The organism is Saccharopolyspora sp. 6V, from assembly GCF_020176785.1.
GTDB classification, from domain to species: Bacteria; Actinomycetota; Actinomycetes; order Mycobacteriales; family Pseudonocardiaceae; genus Saccharopolyspora_C; species Saccharopolyspora_C gregorii.
This window is the reverse complement of the sequence record NZ_JAIUKB010000095.1, coordinates 23,015-39,576: the sequence shown is the minus strand read 5'-3', so window position 1 is coordinate 39,576 and position 16,562 is coordinate 23,015. Positions and strand designations below refer to the sequence as shown.

The following is a 16,562-nucleotide window of genomic DNA, read 5'->3' as shown; positions in this document are numbered from 1 at the left end:
GGGGGAAGTCGTGACCGGAGGGAACCTCGTCACCGCCGCGACCGCGGTGCACTGCCCGCACGGCGGCCGCATCGTCGCCGCGACCGGGAACGCGGCGGTCCGCGCCGACGGGCAGGCCGTGCGGAGGACCGGTGAGGCGTACGCCGTGCTCGGCTGCCCGAACCTGAGCGGGCCGTGCCGCACGGTGCGTTTCACGCCGCGTGCCGGTGGGCTGCTCGTCGACGGCGTGCCCGCGCTGCTCGACGACACCGACGGGCAGTGCTTCAGCGCCGACCTGCGCCCGCAAGGGCCGCCGGTGTTCCGCGGCGACTCTCGCGGGGTGCGGTGCCGGTGATGAGGACCCACATCGCGTTCCCGTTCCGCCTCGACCGCCGCGGCCGCACCGCCCGCGCCGGGCACCACGAGCACCTCGCCGACCTCGTCGAACAGGTGCTGTTCACCAGCCCCGGCGAGCGGGTGATGCGACCCGACTTCGGCTGCGGCCTGCTCGACCTGGTCTTCGCGCCGAACAGCCCGGAGCTCGCGGCGACCGTCGAGCTGTCCGTGCACGCCGCGCTGCAGCGCTGGCTCGGCGACCTGGTCGAGGTGGACGCGCTGGAGGTCACCGCCGAGGACGAGGTGGTGCGGGTGCGGCTGCGCTACCTGGTGCGCGCCACCGGCGAGCACCGCGACGAGATCTTCGAGGGGAGGCGGGCATGAGCGAGCTGCACTACCGCACCGACGGCAGACGGGCCCGGGTCCGCGCGGCACGGCTCGGCGGGGTGGACGCGGTGGAGGCCGCCGACGGCGGGCGCACCCTCGTCGTCACGTTCATCGGCAAGGCCCCGCACGGGGTGCGGCCGGAGAACGTGCGCATCGACGGCGGGCGCCGCATCACCGGCATCACCGCGGTCGAGGTCGCCGTGGAGCGGGAGAAGGACCCGGAGCTCGACGACCGCATGTTCGTCACCGTCGACCGGCCCGGCGACACCACCCGCTATCGATTGTCCTTAGTGGACAGCGACCCGTACGGGAGGCCGGGGGAGGAACCGTTCCCCGGTTTCGACCAGCGCTACTGCAGCGCCGAGTTCACCTTCCACCCCGGCGGCCCCACCCCGTTCGACCACGCCGCGCCACCGCCGTGCGAACCGGAACCCGCGCCCGCACCGCTGATCGACTACACCGCCCGCGACTTCGACTCGCTCAAGCGCGTGCTGCTGGACCGGCTCGCGCTCACCATCCCGGGCTGGACCGAACGGCTCGCGCCGGACCTCGGCGTCACCCTCGTCGAACTGTTCGCGCACACCGCAGACCAGCTCGGCTACCAGCAGGACGCGGTCGCCACCGAGGCCTACCTGGAGACCGCGCGGCGCCGGGTGTCGGTGCGCAGGCACGTGCGGCTCATCGACTACCCGATGCACGACGGCTGCGCCGCCCGCGCCTTCGTCGTGGCCGAGACCGCCACCGAACTGGACCTCGAACCGGGCGGGTTCCGGTTCGCCGCGGTGGATCTGCGCCCGCGCGGCCCGCACGACCCGCCCGCGCCCGGGCCCGTCCTGGACGAGGACGCGTTGGCGGAGCTGGACGAGCAGGACGCGGTGGAGGTCTTCGAACCGCTCGCGGACGGTCCGTTCCGGTTGCGGCCCGCGCACAACCGCATCCGGTTCTGGACCTGGGGCGACGAGGACTGCACGCTGCCGGCCGGAGCCACCGGGGCGACGCTGCGCGACGACGAGCGGGCGCTGGACCTGCGGCCCGGCGACCTGCTGGTCCTCGAAGAGGTCCGCGGTCCGGTCACCGGCACCCCCGGCGACGCCGATCCGACGCGGAGGCAGGCGGTGCGGCTCACCTCCACCACTCCGGGCGAGGACGCGCTGCTGGCGCAGCCGGTGCTGGAGGTGACCTGGGCGCGGGCCGACGCGCTGCGGTTCCCGCTGCGCCTGAGCTCCACCGGCGGCTACGACTGCGCGCCGATCCCCGACGTGAGCGTGGCCCGCGGCAACGTGGCGCTCGTCGACCACGGCCGCACCCGGCGCACCCCGGACCGGGTCGTCGTGCCGCCGGAGCCCGCGGTGCTCGGTGCCTGCGACGCGTCCGGCTGCCGAGACCGCACCGACGGCAACGAACCCGCCGAACTCCTGGGCTTCCTCATCGACCGCACCCGCGGCGGCCGGAAGCTCACCGGCGACGACGTGCGCGAGCTGCACGCCGTCCTCGGCGAACCCGCCACGACCCGCGCGGGCATCGACGTGCAGAACGCCGGTCGCAGGCAGGAAGAAGTGCTGCCCACCACGGCGCACGAGCAGGCCGAAGCGCTGCGGCGGCTGCTCGCCCAGTCCGTCTACCCGGGAATCCGGCCGCGGTTCCGGCCCGTCCTGCACCGCACCCCGGTGGTGCAGGCCGTGCCGCACCCGCAGCCGGCGCACCTCGCCGCCGGGCAGGCCGCCCGGCTCGCCGCCATCCCCGGCCGGGTGCGGGAACGGCTCGTGGAGCTGTGGCGCAGCGCCCGCGACTCTGAAGGGCTCGGCGACGCCGAGGTCGACGAGCTGGCCGTGCTGTTCGACCGGGACCTGCTGGAACGCCTCGAACTGCGGCGGCACCCGGTGCGGGCGCTGCGCGACCTGCTGCACCGCGCCGACCACCTGCTCGCCACCAAGCGGCGCAGGCTCGACGTGCTCACCGCCCGCGCCCACGCCGGCACCGTCCTCGGCCCCGACATCGCCTGGGAGATCGGGCAGAGCTGGGGCGAGCAGCACGCCACCGGGCTGCACCCCGACGACCCGGTGCTGCACGGGCCCGCCGCGCACGATCCGGATCCGCGGGCCGCGCTGCCCGCCGTGCACGTCACCGACGGCGAGCACCGGTGGGAACCGCGGCGGGACCTGCTCGGCAGCGGGCCGCGCGACCGGCACTTCGTCGGCGAGCTCGACGACGACGGGCGGCTCGCGCTGCGCTTCGGCGACGACCGCTGCGGCGCGGCACCCGCACCGGGCGCCGCGTTGGAGATCCGCTACCGGATCGGCGGCGGCACCGCGGGCAACGTCGGCGCCGAAGCGATCGATCGCCTGGTGCTGCGCCGGAAACCGGACGGTGCACCGCTGCCGGGGGTGGTGGTGCGCAACCCGCTGCCCGCCACCGGCGGCACCGAACCGGAACCGGTGGAGCAGGTGCGCCAGCTCGCGCCGCTGGACCTGCGCCGCACCCGGCCGCGCGCCGTCACCGCCGCCGACTACGCCGCGCTCGCCGGGAACGTGCCCGGCGTGCAGCGCGCCGCCGCCGAGATCCGCTGGAGCGGCAGCACCCGGGAAGTGCACGTCGCCGTCGACGCCGAGCGCACCGGCACCCCGGGCCCGGAACTGCTCGCCGAGGTCACCGACCTGCTCGAACGGCACCGCCGCATCGGCCACCAGCTGGTGGTGCGCCCGGCCCGGCAGGTGCCGCTGGAGGTCTCGTTGCGGATCTGCGCGGCGCCGGGGCACCAGCGCGGCCCGATCGTCGCCGACCTGCTGCGGGTCTTCGGCAGGCGGCGGCTGCGCGGCGGAGCGCTCGGGTTCTTCCACCCCGACGCGCTGAGCTTCGGCGAACCGGTGCGGCTGAGCAGGCTCGTCGCCGCCGCCGCCGTGCCCGGGGTGCGCAGCGCGCAGGTCACCCGGCTGCGGCGCGCCTTCCACGACGACGACGGCGAACTCGACGCGGGCCTGCTGCGGGTGGCTCCGCTGGAGATCGCCTGCTGCGACAACGACCCGGAGCGCCCCGAGAACGGCGTGCTCCACCTGGAATTCGGGGGTGCGCGGTGAGCGGATGCGGATGCGGTTGCGACCGCCACGACGAACGGCGCGCCCCGGCCCGCCCGCACAACCCGCCGGGCCGGTCGGCGCTGGACCTGCGTGCGGGGGAGCACGGCACGTTCCTCGCCGCGATGCTCGACCGGCTCGCCTCGCCCGCGCATCCGGCGCTGCGCGGGCTGACCGTGCGCACCACCGACGACCCGGCGATCGGGCTGCTCGACGCGTGGGCGGTGCTCGGCGACCTGCTGACGTTCCACTCGGAGCGGATCGCCGACGAGGGTTACCTGGGCACCGCTGACGACCACCGGTCGCTGGCGATGCTCGGCGGGCTCGTCGGGCACCGGCCGCGCCCCGGCGTCGCCGCGAGCACCTACCTGGCCTACTCCCTGGACCGGGACCCGCGGGACGAGGACGCCACCGTGCTCATCCCGCGCGGGGCCCGCAGCAACAGCGTGCCCGGCGCGGCCGAGACCGAGTCGGTGGTGTTCGAGACCGGCGAGGACCTGCTCGCGCGCTGGACGTGGAACCGGCTGGCGGTGCGGCGGCGGCGCCCGGCGCTGCTCACCCGGCAGGAGCTGGAGCAGCGTTCGGAGATCTACGTCGCCGGAACCTCGATCTCGTTGCGCGCCGGGGAGAACCTGCTGTTCGACTTCGGCGACCAGCAGCTGCTGCGGCCCGTCGGTGCGGTGCGCGTGGACCGGGACGAGGACGTCACCGCGATCTCGCTGCCGCAGGCACCACCGCCGACCCTGGCGGAGCTGCGCGCCGAACTCGGTGCTTGGCTCGCACCCGGCACCGGGGAACCGTCCCCGCAGCTGCCGCACCCGCGGCCCGCCGACGAGCTGATCGAGGAGTTCGACGCCCAGGTCCTCGCACCGCTGCGCGCCGAACTGCCCGCGATCGGCTCGCCCGCCCAGTTCGCGCTGCGGCTGGCCGAACCCCTGGACCGGCTCGCCGAGGCCGAAGTGCTCGCCGAACCCCGCGAACCGGTCGCCGACTGGTTCGGCAGGCTGCGGGCCGTCGTCGCCGAGCTGCGGGACCGGGCCCTCGACCTGGCACCGGCCGCACCGGCCGCGCGCCGCGGCACCCCTCCCGCCGCCGGAGCCGCCCCGGCCCGCGCGCTGCGGGCGAACTCCGCCGCGCCACCGCCGGGCGTGCTCCGCGAACTGGTCGCGATGCGGGTGACCGCCGCCCCGTTCGGCGCCACCGCCCCGCTGCAACCGGTGCAGGACGCGGTGGGCCGGGTGGTGCGCCAATCGGATTGGCCGCTGCCCGGCGGTACCCGCACCAGCGTGCGCATCGCGTTCGACGCGGGCGGCACCCGGCCGGTGCGCGCCGAGTTCCAGCGCACCGAACCGGGTGGCGGCTGGCAGCACGTGGAGCAGCTGCCGACCCGCAAGGAGTTCGAGTTCGGCGGTGGCCGCGTCGAACTGACCGCACCCGACCCCGCGCTCCCCAGCCCCGCACCACGCGAGGAGAACGCCGCCGGGGTCACCGTCCGGATGCTGCCGGAGCTGCCCGCCTGCACCCTGACGATCTCCCGCCCCGACGAGCAGGGCCGGGTGCACGTCGGCGTGCAGAACGGTTCCCGGGAGGAGTGGGACCTGCTGCCGCAGCAGCAGGAGACCGCGTTCGTCGGCCCGTACCGGCTCACCGCCCGCTACGGCGCCGGCGGCGAACCGGCGAACGTGGAGCTCACCTTCACCACCGCGCCCCACCCGGGCAGCGAACGGATCCTGGTGCTCGACGGGGTGCACGAGCAGATCACCACCGGCAGCCGCGTAGTCGTGCGGCGCCCCCGCAAGGGCGCGCCCGGCGGGATCCCCGGCGACCCGGCGCTGGCGTGCGTCGTCACCCGCGCCACCGCCGTCCGCACCACCGCCGGGACCCGCTACGGCATCACCGGCCGCGCCACCGAGCTGACCCTCGCCGACCCGTGGCTGGACGACCAGGACCGGCAGCTCTCCGACATCCGCGACGCCACCGCGCACGCGGGCGGCGAACCGCTGCGGCCCGCGGACGAACCGCTGGACGAGGAGGTGCGCGGCAGCACCCTCGAACTCGCCGACCTGCACGAAGGTCTGCGCCCCGGCCGGTACCTGGTCGTGTCCGGGGAGCTCGCCGACCCGCCGGGCGCTCCCGGCACCGAGGTCGCCGTCATCGCCGCCGCGGACACCGCCCTCGACCCGGAACTGCCCGGCGACCACCCGCACACCGTGCTCACCCTCACCACCGACCTGCGGCACCGCTACCGGCGGGACACCGTCGTGGTGCACGGCAACGTCGTGCCCGCCACGCACGGCGAGAGCCGCGACGAACCGATCGGCAGCGGCGACGCGGGCAAGGCGCACCAGACGTTCGCGCTCTGGCAGTCCCCGCTGACCTGGCTGCCCGCCGACAACCCGCTGGGCGCCACCCCGGCGCTGGAGGTCCGGGTGGACGGCCTGCGCTGGCACCCGGTGGACAGCCTCGCCGGACGCGGGCCGACGGAGCGGGTCTACGTGGTCGGCGGCGACGCGTCCGGGCGCACCACGGTGACCTTCGGCGACGGCGTGCACGGCGCGCGGCTGCCCACCGGGCAGGAGAACGTGCGGGCCCGCTACCGGTTCGGCACCGGGCGCGCAGCCAACGTCGGCGCCGACCGCATCACGCAACCCGTCACGCGGCCGCTGGGCGTCACCGGGGTCACCAACCCGCTGCCCGCGACCGGTGGTTCGGACGCGGACGGCCCGGCGCTGACCCGGCGCACGGTGCCGCTGGCGGTGTCGGCGCTGGACCGGCTGGTGTCGGTGCGCGACTACGAGGACTTCGCCCGGTCCCGCGCGGGGATCGGGCGGGCCGCGGCGCGGCGCGTGTTCGACGGCAGGCGCGAAGTGCTGCACCTGACCGTCGCCGGGGTGGACGACCTGCCGCTCGCGCCGGACGGCGACCTGCTGCGCGCCCTGCGGTCCGCGCTGGACGAGTACGGCGATCCGCGGCTGCCGGTGCGGGTGCAGCCGCGGGAGGCGGTGCTGCTGGTGGTGTCGGCGAAGGTGGCGCTGGAGCGCGACCACGCGTGGGACGTGGTGCGACCGCGGATCCGGCGGGCGCTGCTGGACGAACTCGGCTTCGCCGGCCGGGAACTGGGCCGGCCCGCGCTGCTGTCCGAAGTGCTGGCCACCGCACACTCCGTGCCGGGAGTGTCCTACGTGGACGTCGACGTGTTCGGCGGGATCCCCGAGGACGGCAGCCCGCACGAGCTCGCCGCGGTCACCGACCGGCTCGCCCGGCCCGCCGACGTGGTGCCCGCGCGCCTCGCCGAGCACGTCGAGCAGCGCTACCGCGTCACCGCACCGGGCGGCGAGACCCTCACCGACGTGGCCGCCCGCAACGGGATCTCGTTGCGCGACCTGCTGCGCCGCAACCCCGACATCACCGGCACCGCCCGGCTCGAACCGGGTCGCCGGGTGTTCGTGCACCGCGGCCTGCGTCCCGCTCAGCTGGCACTGCTGTCCCCGGACGTGCCGGACTCGCTGATCCTCACGGAGGTCCACCGATGAGCCGGGAACCGGATGCGCTCGCGAACCTGCTGCCCGCCTGGCACCGGTTGCGCGACGCCGAGCAGGGCGAGCCGCTGCGCGAGCTGCTCGCCGTCGTCGGCGAACAGCTCGACCTGGTGCGCGATGCCGTGGCGCAGCAGTACGACGACTGGTTCGTGGAGACCGCCGCCGAATGGGCGCTGCCGTACCTGGGCGAGCTCGTCGGCTACCACCGGCTGCCCGGCTACGAGCGGGTCGGCACCGCCGGACTGCGCGACGGCGGCGATCCGGCGGAGGCGCGGCGGCGGCTAGCCGAAGCGCTCGCCCCGCGCCGCGATGTGGCGGCGACCGTCGCGCACCGGCGGCGCAAGGGAACGCTGCCGCTGCTGGAAGAGCTCGCCGCCGGAACCGCCGGGTGGCCGGCCCGCGCCGTGGAGCTGTCCCGGCTGGTGGCGCACCACCAGCCGGTGCGGTTGCACGGCGCAGGGGATGCGTTCCGGTTGCGGCGCGGCAGGCTCGCCGACGTGCGCGAGTCCGCGGCGCTGGACCTGGCGGGCGGCCCGTTCGGGACCGTCGCCCGGTCCGCCGATGTGCGGCGCGCCGGATCGCGGCACCGGCGCGGCGGCCTCACCCCGGCGGGGGTGGCGCTGTTCGCGTGGCGGCTGCGGCCGCACCCGGTGCTCGGCGCGCCCGCGTACTGCATCGACCGCACCCGCAGCCTCTACACGTTCTCCATCCTGGGCAACGACGTGCCGCTGGTGACGAAACCGGTGCCGGAGCCGTCGGCGACGCACATCGCCACCCTGGACAACGTGCCCGCCCGGCTGCGGCGCAGGCAGGTCGCGGATCGGCTGGCGGACTACTACGGGCCGGGCAAGAGCTTCGTGATCCGGCTGGACGGGCAGGACGCTCCGGTGCCGCCGGCGGCGATCACGATCGCGGACCTGACGGGCTGGCGCTACCGGCCCGGGTACGGGCAGGTGGCGGTCGACCCGGTGCTGGGCCGGATCGCGTTCGGCTCGCGGTCCGCACCGCGCGCCGGGGTGTCGGTGGACTACCACCACGCGTTCTCCGCGGACATCGGCGGCGGCGCCTACCCGCGCGACCCGGAGACCCCGCCGCACGCGCGGATCCGCCGGGTCGGGCCGGGCGAGGAGCACCCGCTGATCCTCGACGCCTACGAGGCGTGGCGCGCGGAACGCGAGTCCGGTGGCGCGGCGGACTGCGTCATCGAGATCGCGCACAACGGCGCGCACCAGGAGGAGCTGGACTTCGACCTGGGCCCGGACGAGCGGTTGCTGCTGCGCGCCGCCGACGGGAAGCGCCCGGTGATCCGGCTGCTCGACACCTACAGCAACCGCCCGGACGCGCTGAACATCCGCGTGCCGCAGGAGGTTCCGGCGGGGCGGCGGCCGCGCGTGGTGCTGGACGGGCTGCTCATCACCGGCCGCGGCGTCAACGTGACGGGTCCGCTGGCGGCGCTGGAGGTCCGCCACTGCACGCTCGTCCCCGGCTGGTCGCTGGAACCCGGGTGCGAGCCGCACGCGCCCGGAGAACCGAGCCTGCTGCTGGACCGCACCACCGCCTGCGTGGAGATCGACCGCAGCATCCTCGGCACCATCACCGTGATCGGCGACGAGGTGAGCACCGATCCGCTGCCGATCCACCTGCGCGACAGCGTCCTCGACGCCACCGGGCACGACCGGGAGGCGCTGTCCGCCCCGGACTGCCGCCACGCGCACGCGGAACTGCACGCGCACCGCAGCACCGTGTTCGGCGAGGTGCACGCGCACGCGGTGCGGCTCGCGGAGAACAGCCTGTTCACCGGGCGGATGCACGTGGCCCGGCGCGGTGTCGGCGACCTGCGCTACAGCTACGTGCCGTCCGGTTCCCGCACCCCGCGCAGGCACCGCTGCGCCGGGGACGTGGCCGAGGGGGTGCGGCCGGTGTTCGAGTCGGTGCGCTACGGCACGCCGGACTACGCGCGGCTCGCCGCGAACTGCCCGCTGCCGATCCGCCGCGGCGCCGAGGACGGGTCCGAGCTCGGCGCGTTCCACGACCTGTACGAGCCGCAGCGGGAGGACAACCTGCGCGCGCGGCTGGCCGAGCACGTCCCGGCGGGGGCCGACGCGGGCCTGATCTTCGTCTCCTGATCTCCAGCACGAGAGGACGCTCCGAACATGCACGCAGACCTGTCCCGCATCAACTTCCAGCCGGAGCGCGGCTATTCCGCGGTGGTCGCCCAGCAGGGCCGCGTCCAGCTGGATTCGGACGCGAACGAGCAGGCGCTGATCCAGCTGCACGAGCAGCGGACGGTGCTCACCGACCTGATCGGCCCGCACGGCGGTCCGGTGGACGCCACCGGGTTCGGCATCGAGCGGATCGCCGGCCCGCACGGGTTGTCGGACCTGGCGATCGGCGGTGGCCGCTACTACGTGGGCGGCATCCGCTGCGACGCCCACCGGCCCGCGCCCGGCCAGGCGGTGCCGGACGAGGACGAGCCGGTGCCGCCGGTGGAGCAGCCGTCGAGCTGGACCTACTGGGACCAGCCGGACGGGTTCCGGGACCCGGAGCTGCCCGCGGACCGGCTGCCGGACGAGCCGTACCTGGTGTACCTGAAGGTGTGGGAGCGGATCGTCACCGCCGCCGAGGATCCGCAGCTGCGGGAGGTGGCGCTGGGCACCGCGGCACCGGACACCTCGGCGCGGGTGAAGGTGGTGTGGCAGGTGATGGCGCTGCCCGCCGCCGAACTCGGCGTCACGAACGCGGATGCGCCCGCGGAAGCCGTGCGCGAGGCGTTCGACGAGTGGTCCCGCGAGCAGCGCGCCCAGTCCCCGCTGCTGGCGGCGCGCAGCAAGCGGCCCGCCGACGCGGACACCGATCCGTGCCTGGTGCACCCGGAGGCCCGCTACCGCGGCCCGGAGAACCAGCTGTACCGGGTGGAGATCCACGAGGGCGGTGCGGAATCCGGCGCCACCTTCAAGTGGTCCCGGGAGAACGGTTCGGTCGTCTTCCCGATCGACGAGGTCGACGGCACCTGGGTGGCGCTGGCCTCGCTGGGCGGGGACGAGAAGCTGGACCTGGACGTCGGCGACCTGGTGGAGGTCGTGGACACCGCCTACGCCAGCCGCCTGGAACCGGACCCGCTGCTGCGGGTGGAGGAACTGGACCTGCCGGAGCGCCGGGTGCGGCTGTCGGCGGAACCCGAAGCCGGCCGGGACGCGCGGCTGCACCCGTTCCTGCGCCGCTGGGACCAGCGCGAAGGCAGCAGGCAGCCCGGCGCCCCCACCCGGCCGATGCGCGGCGGCGCGATCCCCGTGGAGGAAGGCCGGTGGCTGCGGCTGGAGGACGGCGTGGAGGTGCACTTCAAGCGCACCGACCCGGGCCGGCCCGCCTACCGCACCGGGGACCACTGGCTCATCCCGGCCCGCATCGCCACCGGCGACGTCGAGTGGCCGACCGATGCGGGCAGCCGTCCGCTGCTGCGCGAACCGACCGGCATCTTCGTGCAGCACGCGCCCCTGGCGTGGGTGGCGGGCGAGCAGCAGATCGTGGACCTGCGCCTGACGTTCGGCCTCACCTGAGGCCGGTGGGGCGGCGCCTGATCGTGTGCGATGCTTCTCGGGGTCTTCGAACGGTGGGGGGTGCGCGGGTGCGGCGGTCGTGCGCGGTCGTGGCGCTGGTGGCCACCGCGCTGCTGGTGTACCTGGTGATGCCGGACCCGCCTGCCGCGTTCGCGGGGTCGGCGGTTCCCGCCGCCGTCGCGAGCTCGACCTCCGCCGCGCCGACGGCTGATCCGGCGCCCGAGGTCTCGGGCGGGCCGGTCTTCGAGCGGGACGATCCCGGGGACCGCGGTCCGGCTTCGGACGGGGTGGTGGTGTTCGGGCGGGAGGTGCCGCCCGCCGCCGCCTTCGCCGTCGTCCCGGCGATCCACTGCGCGGCCCCTGCCCTCCGTGCGAAGGACGTGCGGATGTCCCGTGGTGCGGTGGGAATTCCTGTGCCGGTCGATCCGCCGACGCCGATCTCCCTCGGGATCCTGCGCTGCTGATGGCGGCCCGAGGCCCGTGCGCCGCCGCTGATGCGGGCGTGCGGCCTCTCGTGTCCGCCGCAGTCCGCGAACCCAGTGAAGGTCGACCATGTTCTCTTTCCGCGCGCGCGTGCGCGCCTTCCCACGGCAGTCCTCTTCGGCGGAGGTGGTGCGGTCGTGGACCTGAGCACCATCGGCCGGGCGGTGGGCCTGTTCGCCGTCACCAACGTCGACGACATCCTCGTCCTCGCGTTGTTCTTCGCCCAGGGCGCGGGGCACCGCGGTGCCGTGCGCGTCATCGCGTTCGGCCAGTACCTGGGTTTCGCCGCGATCTTGGCGGTGTCGGTGGCCGCGGCGTTCGGCGCCACCTTCCTCCCGGAAGGGGCGATTCCTTACCTGGGCCTGCTGCCGTTGGCGCTCGGCGTCAAAGCCGCGGTGCAGGCCTGGCGCGAGCGGGGGAATCCCGCCGAGGAGCAGCGGCGGCGCGGCGGTCCCCGCGTCCTGGAGGTCGCGGCCGTCACCCTCGCCAACGGCGCGGACAACGTGGGCGTCTACGTGCCGGTGTTCGCCACGGCGGGCATCGGCGGGATGAGCGCGCACGTGGTGGTGTTTTTGCTGTTGCTGGCGGTGTGGATCGCCGCTGGGCGGTTCTTCGCGACCCGGCCCGCCATCGCGGCGGCGTTGTCGCGGTGGGGGCACGTGCTGATGCCGGTCGTGCTGATCGGGATCGGCGTGCTGATCCTCGTCGAGGGCGGGGCTTTCGGCCTGTAGCGGGGGAGCCCGGCCGGGATGTGGGGGAGTGCCCGGCCGGGCTCCTTCCTGCGCGGCCGGGCGGTCGGGGAGGGACCGCGTCCGGCCGGACCTCGCCGGTGATCGGCGAGGCCCCGGCCCGCGGCTGGTCGGGGAATCAGCGCTGCGGGCCGAGTATTCGTTGCTGTGGCGGGGAGTTCCGCCGTGCGAGCGGGTCGAGGGCTAGCGGCTTCCGGTGCGTCCCCGTGCTCGCGGGATCTCCGCGACGGGGGTTTCCCGCGAGCGCCGGTGTCACACCTCGGTGCCGCGCGCCGCGTGCAGGGCGGTGTTGCAGGCGGCGCAGGACGGCGCCCGCACCCAGTCCTCTTCGGACGGTTCCGCTACCATTCCGGTGCGCGTGCCGCACACCGACGTGCCCTCCGGCTGCCCGTTCCACCGCGGCCCCCGGAACGCGTGCCGCACCCCGTCCGCCGCTGGCCGCCAGAAGTGCCGGGAACTCACGAGACCCGCCGCGCGCAGGCCTGGCACATCGCCCGATCCGCCACCCCGTCCGGAATCCTCGCGGACCGCCGCAGGTGCACCGGCCCGTAGACGTAGGTCCCGCACTCCGCGGCCAGCGCCCCGCCGCCGGCCCGGCCGACCGCGTGCCACCGCGTGTCCACCGGCCCGCGAGAAGCCGCCCACGCCGAGATCGTCGCGGCGGGAAATCGATCCTCCCGATTGCGAGCGATTCCGAAGTGGAACTGTCTCATCGAGCTGTCGTCGGTTCGGAGCGGAGTTCCCGTCGCGCTGCTCTGGAACGAATTCATCGTTGCACTCCTTCGGATTCCGCGGCCCCCGGATCCGCTGTCGGGGTGGGCTGGCATCATGCCCGGATCGGTTCGCCGATGTCCGAGAACCATGGACCGCGGGCGGTTTCGGCGACAACGGTGTCGTGGTAGCCGCATCGGGTGATCAAGTAGGTGGGCCCGCGACGAATGCGATCTCGCGGGAGCGACGACACGGAGCGCGGATGGCGAAAACTCCGAAGAACCAGGCATTGGGGAAGGCCTTGCGGCAGGCCCGCGAGGAGAACGGATTGACGTTGCGCGCGCTCGGGAAACGGCTCGAACGCGACCCCGGGGTGCTGTCGCGCTGGGAGACCGGTGATCGGACGCCGCGTCCCGAGCAGGTGGCGCAGGTGCTGACCTCGCTCGGCATCAACGGCGAGCGGTACGAGGAGGTCGTCGAGCTCGCGCACGGGGCCGACGCACCCAACTGGGTGGCGACGACGCTTCCGGCACAGCGGCAGCAGTTGGAGGCTCTGATCGACTTGGAGCGGCGGGCGATGAAGATCGTCGAGGTATCGCCGCTGATGATTCCAGGGTTGCTGCAAACGAGTGATTACAGCACGGCGGTCATGCGGGGAGGAGGTGTGCCGGAGGCGGAGCTCGCCGCCCGAACGTCCTTGCGGCTCAGTCGTCGGGAATCGGTGACCGGTTCACAACCCGCTGATCTCGTCGCGTTCATCGGGGAAGCCGCGTTGTACCAGGTGATCGGGGACAGATCGGTCCTCGTTCCGCAGCTTCGATTCCTTGATCAGGTGGCGGCCCGGCCGAACATCGAACTCCGCATCGTTCCGCTGGCCAGCGGTTGGCATCCGGGTCTGGAGGGCCCCTTCCTGCTCATCCGAACCGGTCTGGAAGAGGTCGTCCAATTGGAGAATCGTAAGTCCGGGCTCTTCCTGCATGAGCAAGCGGATGTGAAGATCTACCGAGAAGCCGTCGGCATGATCGAGAGCGTGTCGCGGAACGCGCACGAGTCACGAGCCATCATCGCCGACCTCGCCAGGAGGATGGAGGAGCGCCGATGAGCGCGGAACGGACCTGGATCAAGTCGAGCCGCAGCCAGAACACCTCGACCTGCGTCGAGGTGACGACGACGTTCGACGAGATCAGAGACTCCAAGGACCCGCACGGCCCGACTCTCAAGGCCGCCGTCGCGCCCTTGGTGCAGGCGATCAAGTCCGGCCGCTTCGACAGCTGAAGCCCTCCCGGACCACCAGGTGACCGGCCCGCTCGACCGGGTTCCCCACGCGAGCGGCCCGGCCACCTGGCCGGATTCGCGCCGCCGGGGCGGGCCGGGTGGTTCACGGTTCGAGGAGACGCGCGCGGATCCGCTGGGCCACCGGGTCGGAGAACGCCGCCAGCAGGTCCGCCGCCTCGGCACGACGGTCTCCGGCTTCGTCGGACCCGCAGCGGTCGAGCGCGGTGGCGAGGTGGTCCAAGGCGACCGCCCACTGCCAGCGGTCGTCGAGCTCGCGGAAGGAGTTCGCCGCCAGCCGGTGGAACCCGACGGCCTCGTCGGCGCGGTCCAGCGCCGAGTAGACCGCGCCGGTCGCGTCGATCACCTCGGCTTCCCTGGCGTGGTCGCCCAGCCTGCGTTGCAGCGCGGCGGCCCGCTGCAACGTCACCAGCGCTTCGGACGGCAGGCCGAGATCGGCCTCCACCCGCCCGAGTTCGAGCGACCAGTACGCCTGCCACGCCCGGTTCCCGTGCTCGTGGGCGATCGCCAGCGCCTCCTCGACGAAGCCCAGCGCGTCGTCCGGGCGCCCGAGCCCCCGGTGGGCGTGGCTGAGCCCGCGCAGCGCGTCGCCCCTGCCGCCGGGCGAGCCGAGCCGGGTGTAGCGGCGCACCGCGTCGCGGAGCAGCCCGGCGGCCTCCTCGAACCCTTCGAGTCCCAAGTGGACGTTCGCGATGCCGTTGGTGGACACCGCGATCCAGTACTCGTCCTCGGCGCCGGTCGCGAGCCGCCGGGTCCGCTCGAACATGCGCAGCGCCTGCTCCAGCTCGTGCCCGCGCAGGTGCGCCATGCCCACCGCGTTGGTGGAGGCCAGCTCGCCCGCCCGGTCCCCGAGCTCCCGGCGCAGGTCGAGCGCGGCCAGCTGGAACCGGATCCCTTCGGCGCGCCGCGCGGACTGGGTGTGCGCCTTGCCCAAGCTCTCCAGCATGTCGGCTTCCGCGTGCCGGTCCCCGGACGCGCGAGCCGCCCCGAGGCCGATGGTGCTGGTGGCGAACCAGTCGTCGAACTGGTTGCGGCCCGCGTAGATCCCGCGCAGCAGCGCGGGAAGCCGCCACGCCGCCTCGTGCAGGCCCGCGGCTTCGGCGGCCCGCACGGCGGCGACCAGGTTCACCCGCTCCCGCTCGAACCACTGCGACGCGTCCTCGGGCGAGGTGAACTCCGGGATCGCGACGCCGGGTTCCTCGGCCGGCGGGCGCCGATGCCCCGGGGCGAGCACCCGCACCGCCCGGTCGGCGCAGCCCGCGTACCAGCGCACCGCGCGGTCCAGCGCGGCGCGAGCGGTCTCGGCGGATTCCTCGGTGCGGGCCTGGTCCGTGGCGTACGCGCGGAGCAGGTCGTGGAATTCGTACCGGTCCGGCCGCGGCTGCTCCAGCAGGTGCGCACCGGCCAGGTCGTCCAGCAGCCGCCGCGCGCGGCTCACCGGCACGTCGGCCAGCGCGGCCGCCGCGGCCGATCCGAACTCGCGCCCGGGATGCAGGCCGAGCAGCCGGAACAGGCGGCTCGCGTCCTTCGACAGCGCCCGGTACGACCAGGCGAACACCGAGCGCACCGCATCCGCATCGTCGTCATCGCCCGCGGTCAACGCGTCCCACAGCGCGGACTCGTCCCGCAACTCCTCGATGAGGTCGTGCAGCGGCGCGGTCGGCCTGCTGATCGCGCGTTCCGCCGCGATCCGCAGCGCGAGCGGCAGCCGCGCGCACAACCGGGCCAGCTCGTCGAGCTCCGCGTCGTCGTCCGGCCCGCGATGCCCGGCGGCGAGGCTCCGCAGCAACCGGACCGCCTCCTGCTCGGGCAGCACGCCGAGCGTCACCCGCCGCGCGCCGGCGCGCGCGACCAGCCCGGACAGCCTGCTGCGACTGGTGATCAAGGTGAGGCATTCGCCGCTGCCCGGCAGCAACGGCCGCACCTGCCCGACCGTGGCCGCGTTGTCCAGCACCACCAGCATGCGGCGCCCGGCCAGCAGCGAGCGGAACAGGGCGGCCCGCGATTCCAGGTCGGCCGGGATCTGCGCCCCGGGCACGTTCAGCGCGCGCAGGAAGCGCTCCAGCGCCTGATCGGGCGTGACCAGCGGACCCGGGTCGTAGCCGTGCAGGTTGACGTACAGCTGCCCGTCCGGGAACCGCGGCGCCATCCGGTGGGCCCAGTGCACCGCCAGCGACGTCTTGCCGACTCCGGCGGTGCCGACCACCACGCACGGCGCCGTCGTGCGACCGGCCTCGCCGTCGGGCAGCAGCAGGTCCAGTTGGTCCAGTTCGGCGCGCCGGTTGACGAATCCCGGTGCGTCGGCGGGCAGCTGCCGAGGCACGCCGTCCTCGGGGCGCCGCGGGCCGTGGAAGTGGATGCCGCCGCTGACCAGTCCGGCCTGGACGACCTCGTGCGCCGCGCCGGAGAGCTCGTTCCTGGACTCGTCGCCGCCCCGTGCGGGCATGGCACCACCCC

Annotated in this window: 12 protein-coding genes; 10 read left to right on the top strand and 2 right to left on the bottom strand. The window is 74.7% G+C overall.

What is annotated here, in order from left to right; all coding sequences use genetic code 11:
• Positions 1 to 10 precede the first annotated feature (10 nt).
• The 8 genes from LCD35_RS19230 (at position 11) to LCD35_RS19195 (ending at position 12,083) form a co-directional block, all read left to right on the top strand.
• Complete coding sequence (locus tag LCD35_RS19230) at positions 11 to 334, top strand: hypothetical protein (RefSeq protein WP_224955596.1); 324 nt, start codon at positions 11 to 13, stop codon at positions 332 to 334.
• Positions 334 to 699 (top strand): GPW/gp25 family protein, encoded by a 366-nt coding sequence (locus tag LCD35_RS19225; protein WP_224955597.1) that lies wholly within the window; start codon positions 334 to 336, stop codon positions 697 to 699. Before LCD35_RS19230 ends, LCD35_RS19225 begins: the two co-directional genes overlap by 1 nt.
• Positions 696 to 3,776, top strand: coding sequence for a putative baseplate assembly protein (locus LCD35_RS19220; protein WP_225044596.1), 3,081 nt, complete (start codon positions 696 to 698; stop codon positions 3,774 to 3,776). The genes LCD35_RS19225 and LCD35_RS19220 overlap by 4 nt, the downstream gene beginning before the upstream one ends.
• Positions 3,773 to 7,306: a putative baseplate assembly protein gene (locus LCD35_RS30525; RefSeq protein WP_225044595.1), complete on the top strand. Its 3,534-nt coding sequence runs from the start codon at positions 3,773 to 3,775 to the stop codon at positions 7,304 to 7,306. The genes LCD35_RS19220 and LCD35_RS30525 overlap by 4 nt, the downstream gene beginning before the upstream one ends.
• Positions 7,303 to 9,438, top strand: a complete 2,136-nt coding sequence (locus LCD35_RS19210) for a hypothetical protein (protein ID WP_224966973.1) — start codon at positions 7,303 to 7,305, stop codon at positions 9,436 to 9,438. Before LCD35_RS30525 ends, LCD35_RS19210 begins: the two co-directional genes overlap by 4 nt.
• 27 nt (positions 9,439 to 9,465) lie before the next feature.
• Entirely contained in the window at positions 9,466 to 10,869 is a 1,404-nt protein-coding gene (locus LCD35_RS19205) for a DUF6519 domain-containing protein (RefSeq protein WP_224955601.1), read from the top strand.
• Between the two features lie 68 nt (positions 10,870 to 10,937).
• A complete protein-coding gene (locus LCD35_RS19200) occupies positions 10,938 to 11,333 on the top strand; it encodes a hypothetical protein (RefSeq protein ID WP_224955602.1) in 396 nt (131 codons plus the stop codon).
• Positions 11,334 to 11,489: 156 nt separating this feature from the next.
• Entirely contained in the window at positions 11,490 to 12,083 is a 594-nt protein-coding gene (locus LCD35_RS19195) for a cadmium resistance transporter (protein WP_224955603.1), read from the top strand.
• A gap of 476 nt (positions 12,084 to 12,559) precedes the next feature.
• Here the strand turns inward: LCD35_RS19195 and LCD35_RS19190 are convergent, their stop codons facing one another.
• Complete coding sequence (locus tag LCD35_RS19190; protein ID WP_224955604.1) at positions 12,560 to 12,724, bottom strand: hypothetical protein; 165 nt, start codon at positions 12,722 to 12,724, stop codon at positions 12,560 to 12,562.
• A 350-nt stretch (positions 12,725 to 13,074) separates the two neighbouring features.
• Here LCD35_RS19190 and LCD35_RS19185 point away from each other — a divergent pair, with 350 nt between their 5' ends.
• Entirely contained in the window at positions 13,075 to 13,914 is an 840-nt protein-coding gene (locus tag LCD35_RS19185) for a Scr1 family TA system antitoxin-like transcriptional regulator (protein WP_224955605.1), read from the top strand.
• On the top strand, positions 13,911 to 14,087 hold the full coding sequence (locus LCD35_RS19180) for a DUF397 domain-containing protein (RefSeq protein WP_224955606.1): 177 nt from the start codon (positions 13,911 to 13,913) through the stop codon (positions 14,085 to 14,087). The genes LCD35_RS19185 and LCD35_RS19180 overlap by 4 nt, the downstream gene beginning before the upstream one ends.
• A gap of 103 nt (positions 14,088 to 14,190) precedes the next feature.
• Here LCD35_RS19180 and LCD35_RS19175 read toward each other — a convergent pair whose 3' ends face one another.
• Positions 14,191 to 16,551, bottom strand: coding sequence for a tetratricopeptide repeat protein (locus tag LCD35_RS19175; RefSeq protein ID WP_224966971.1), 2,361 nt, complete (start codon positions 16,549 to 16,551; stop codon positions 14,191 to 14,193).
• Positions 16,552 to 16,562 lie beyond the last annotated feature (11 nt).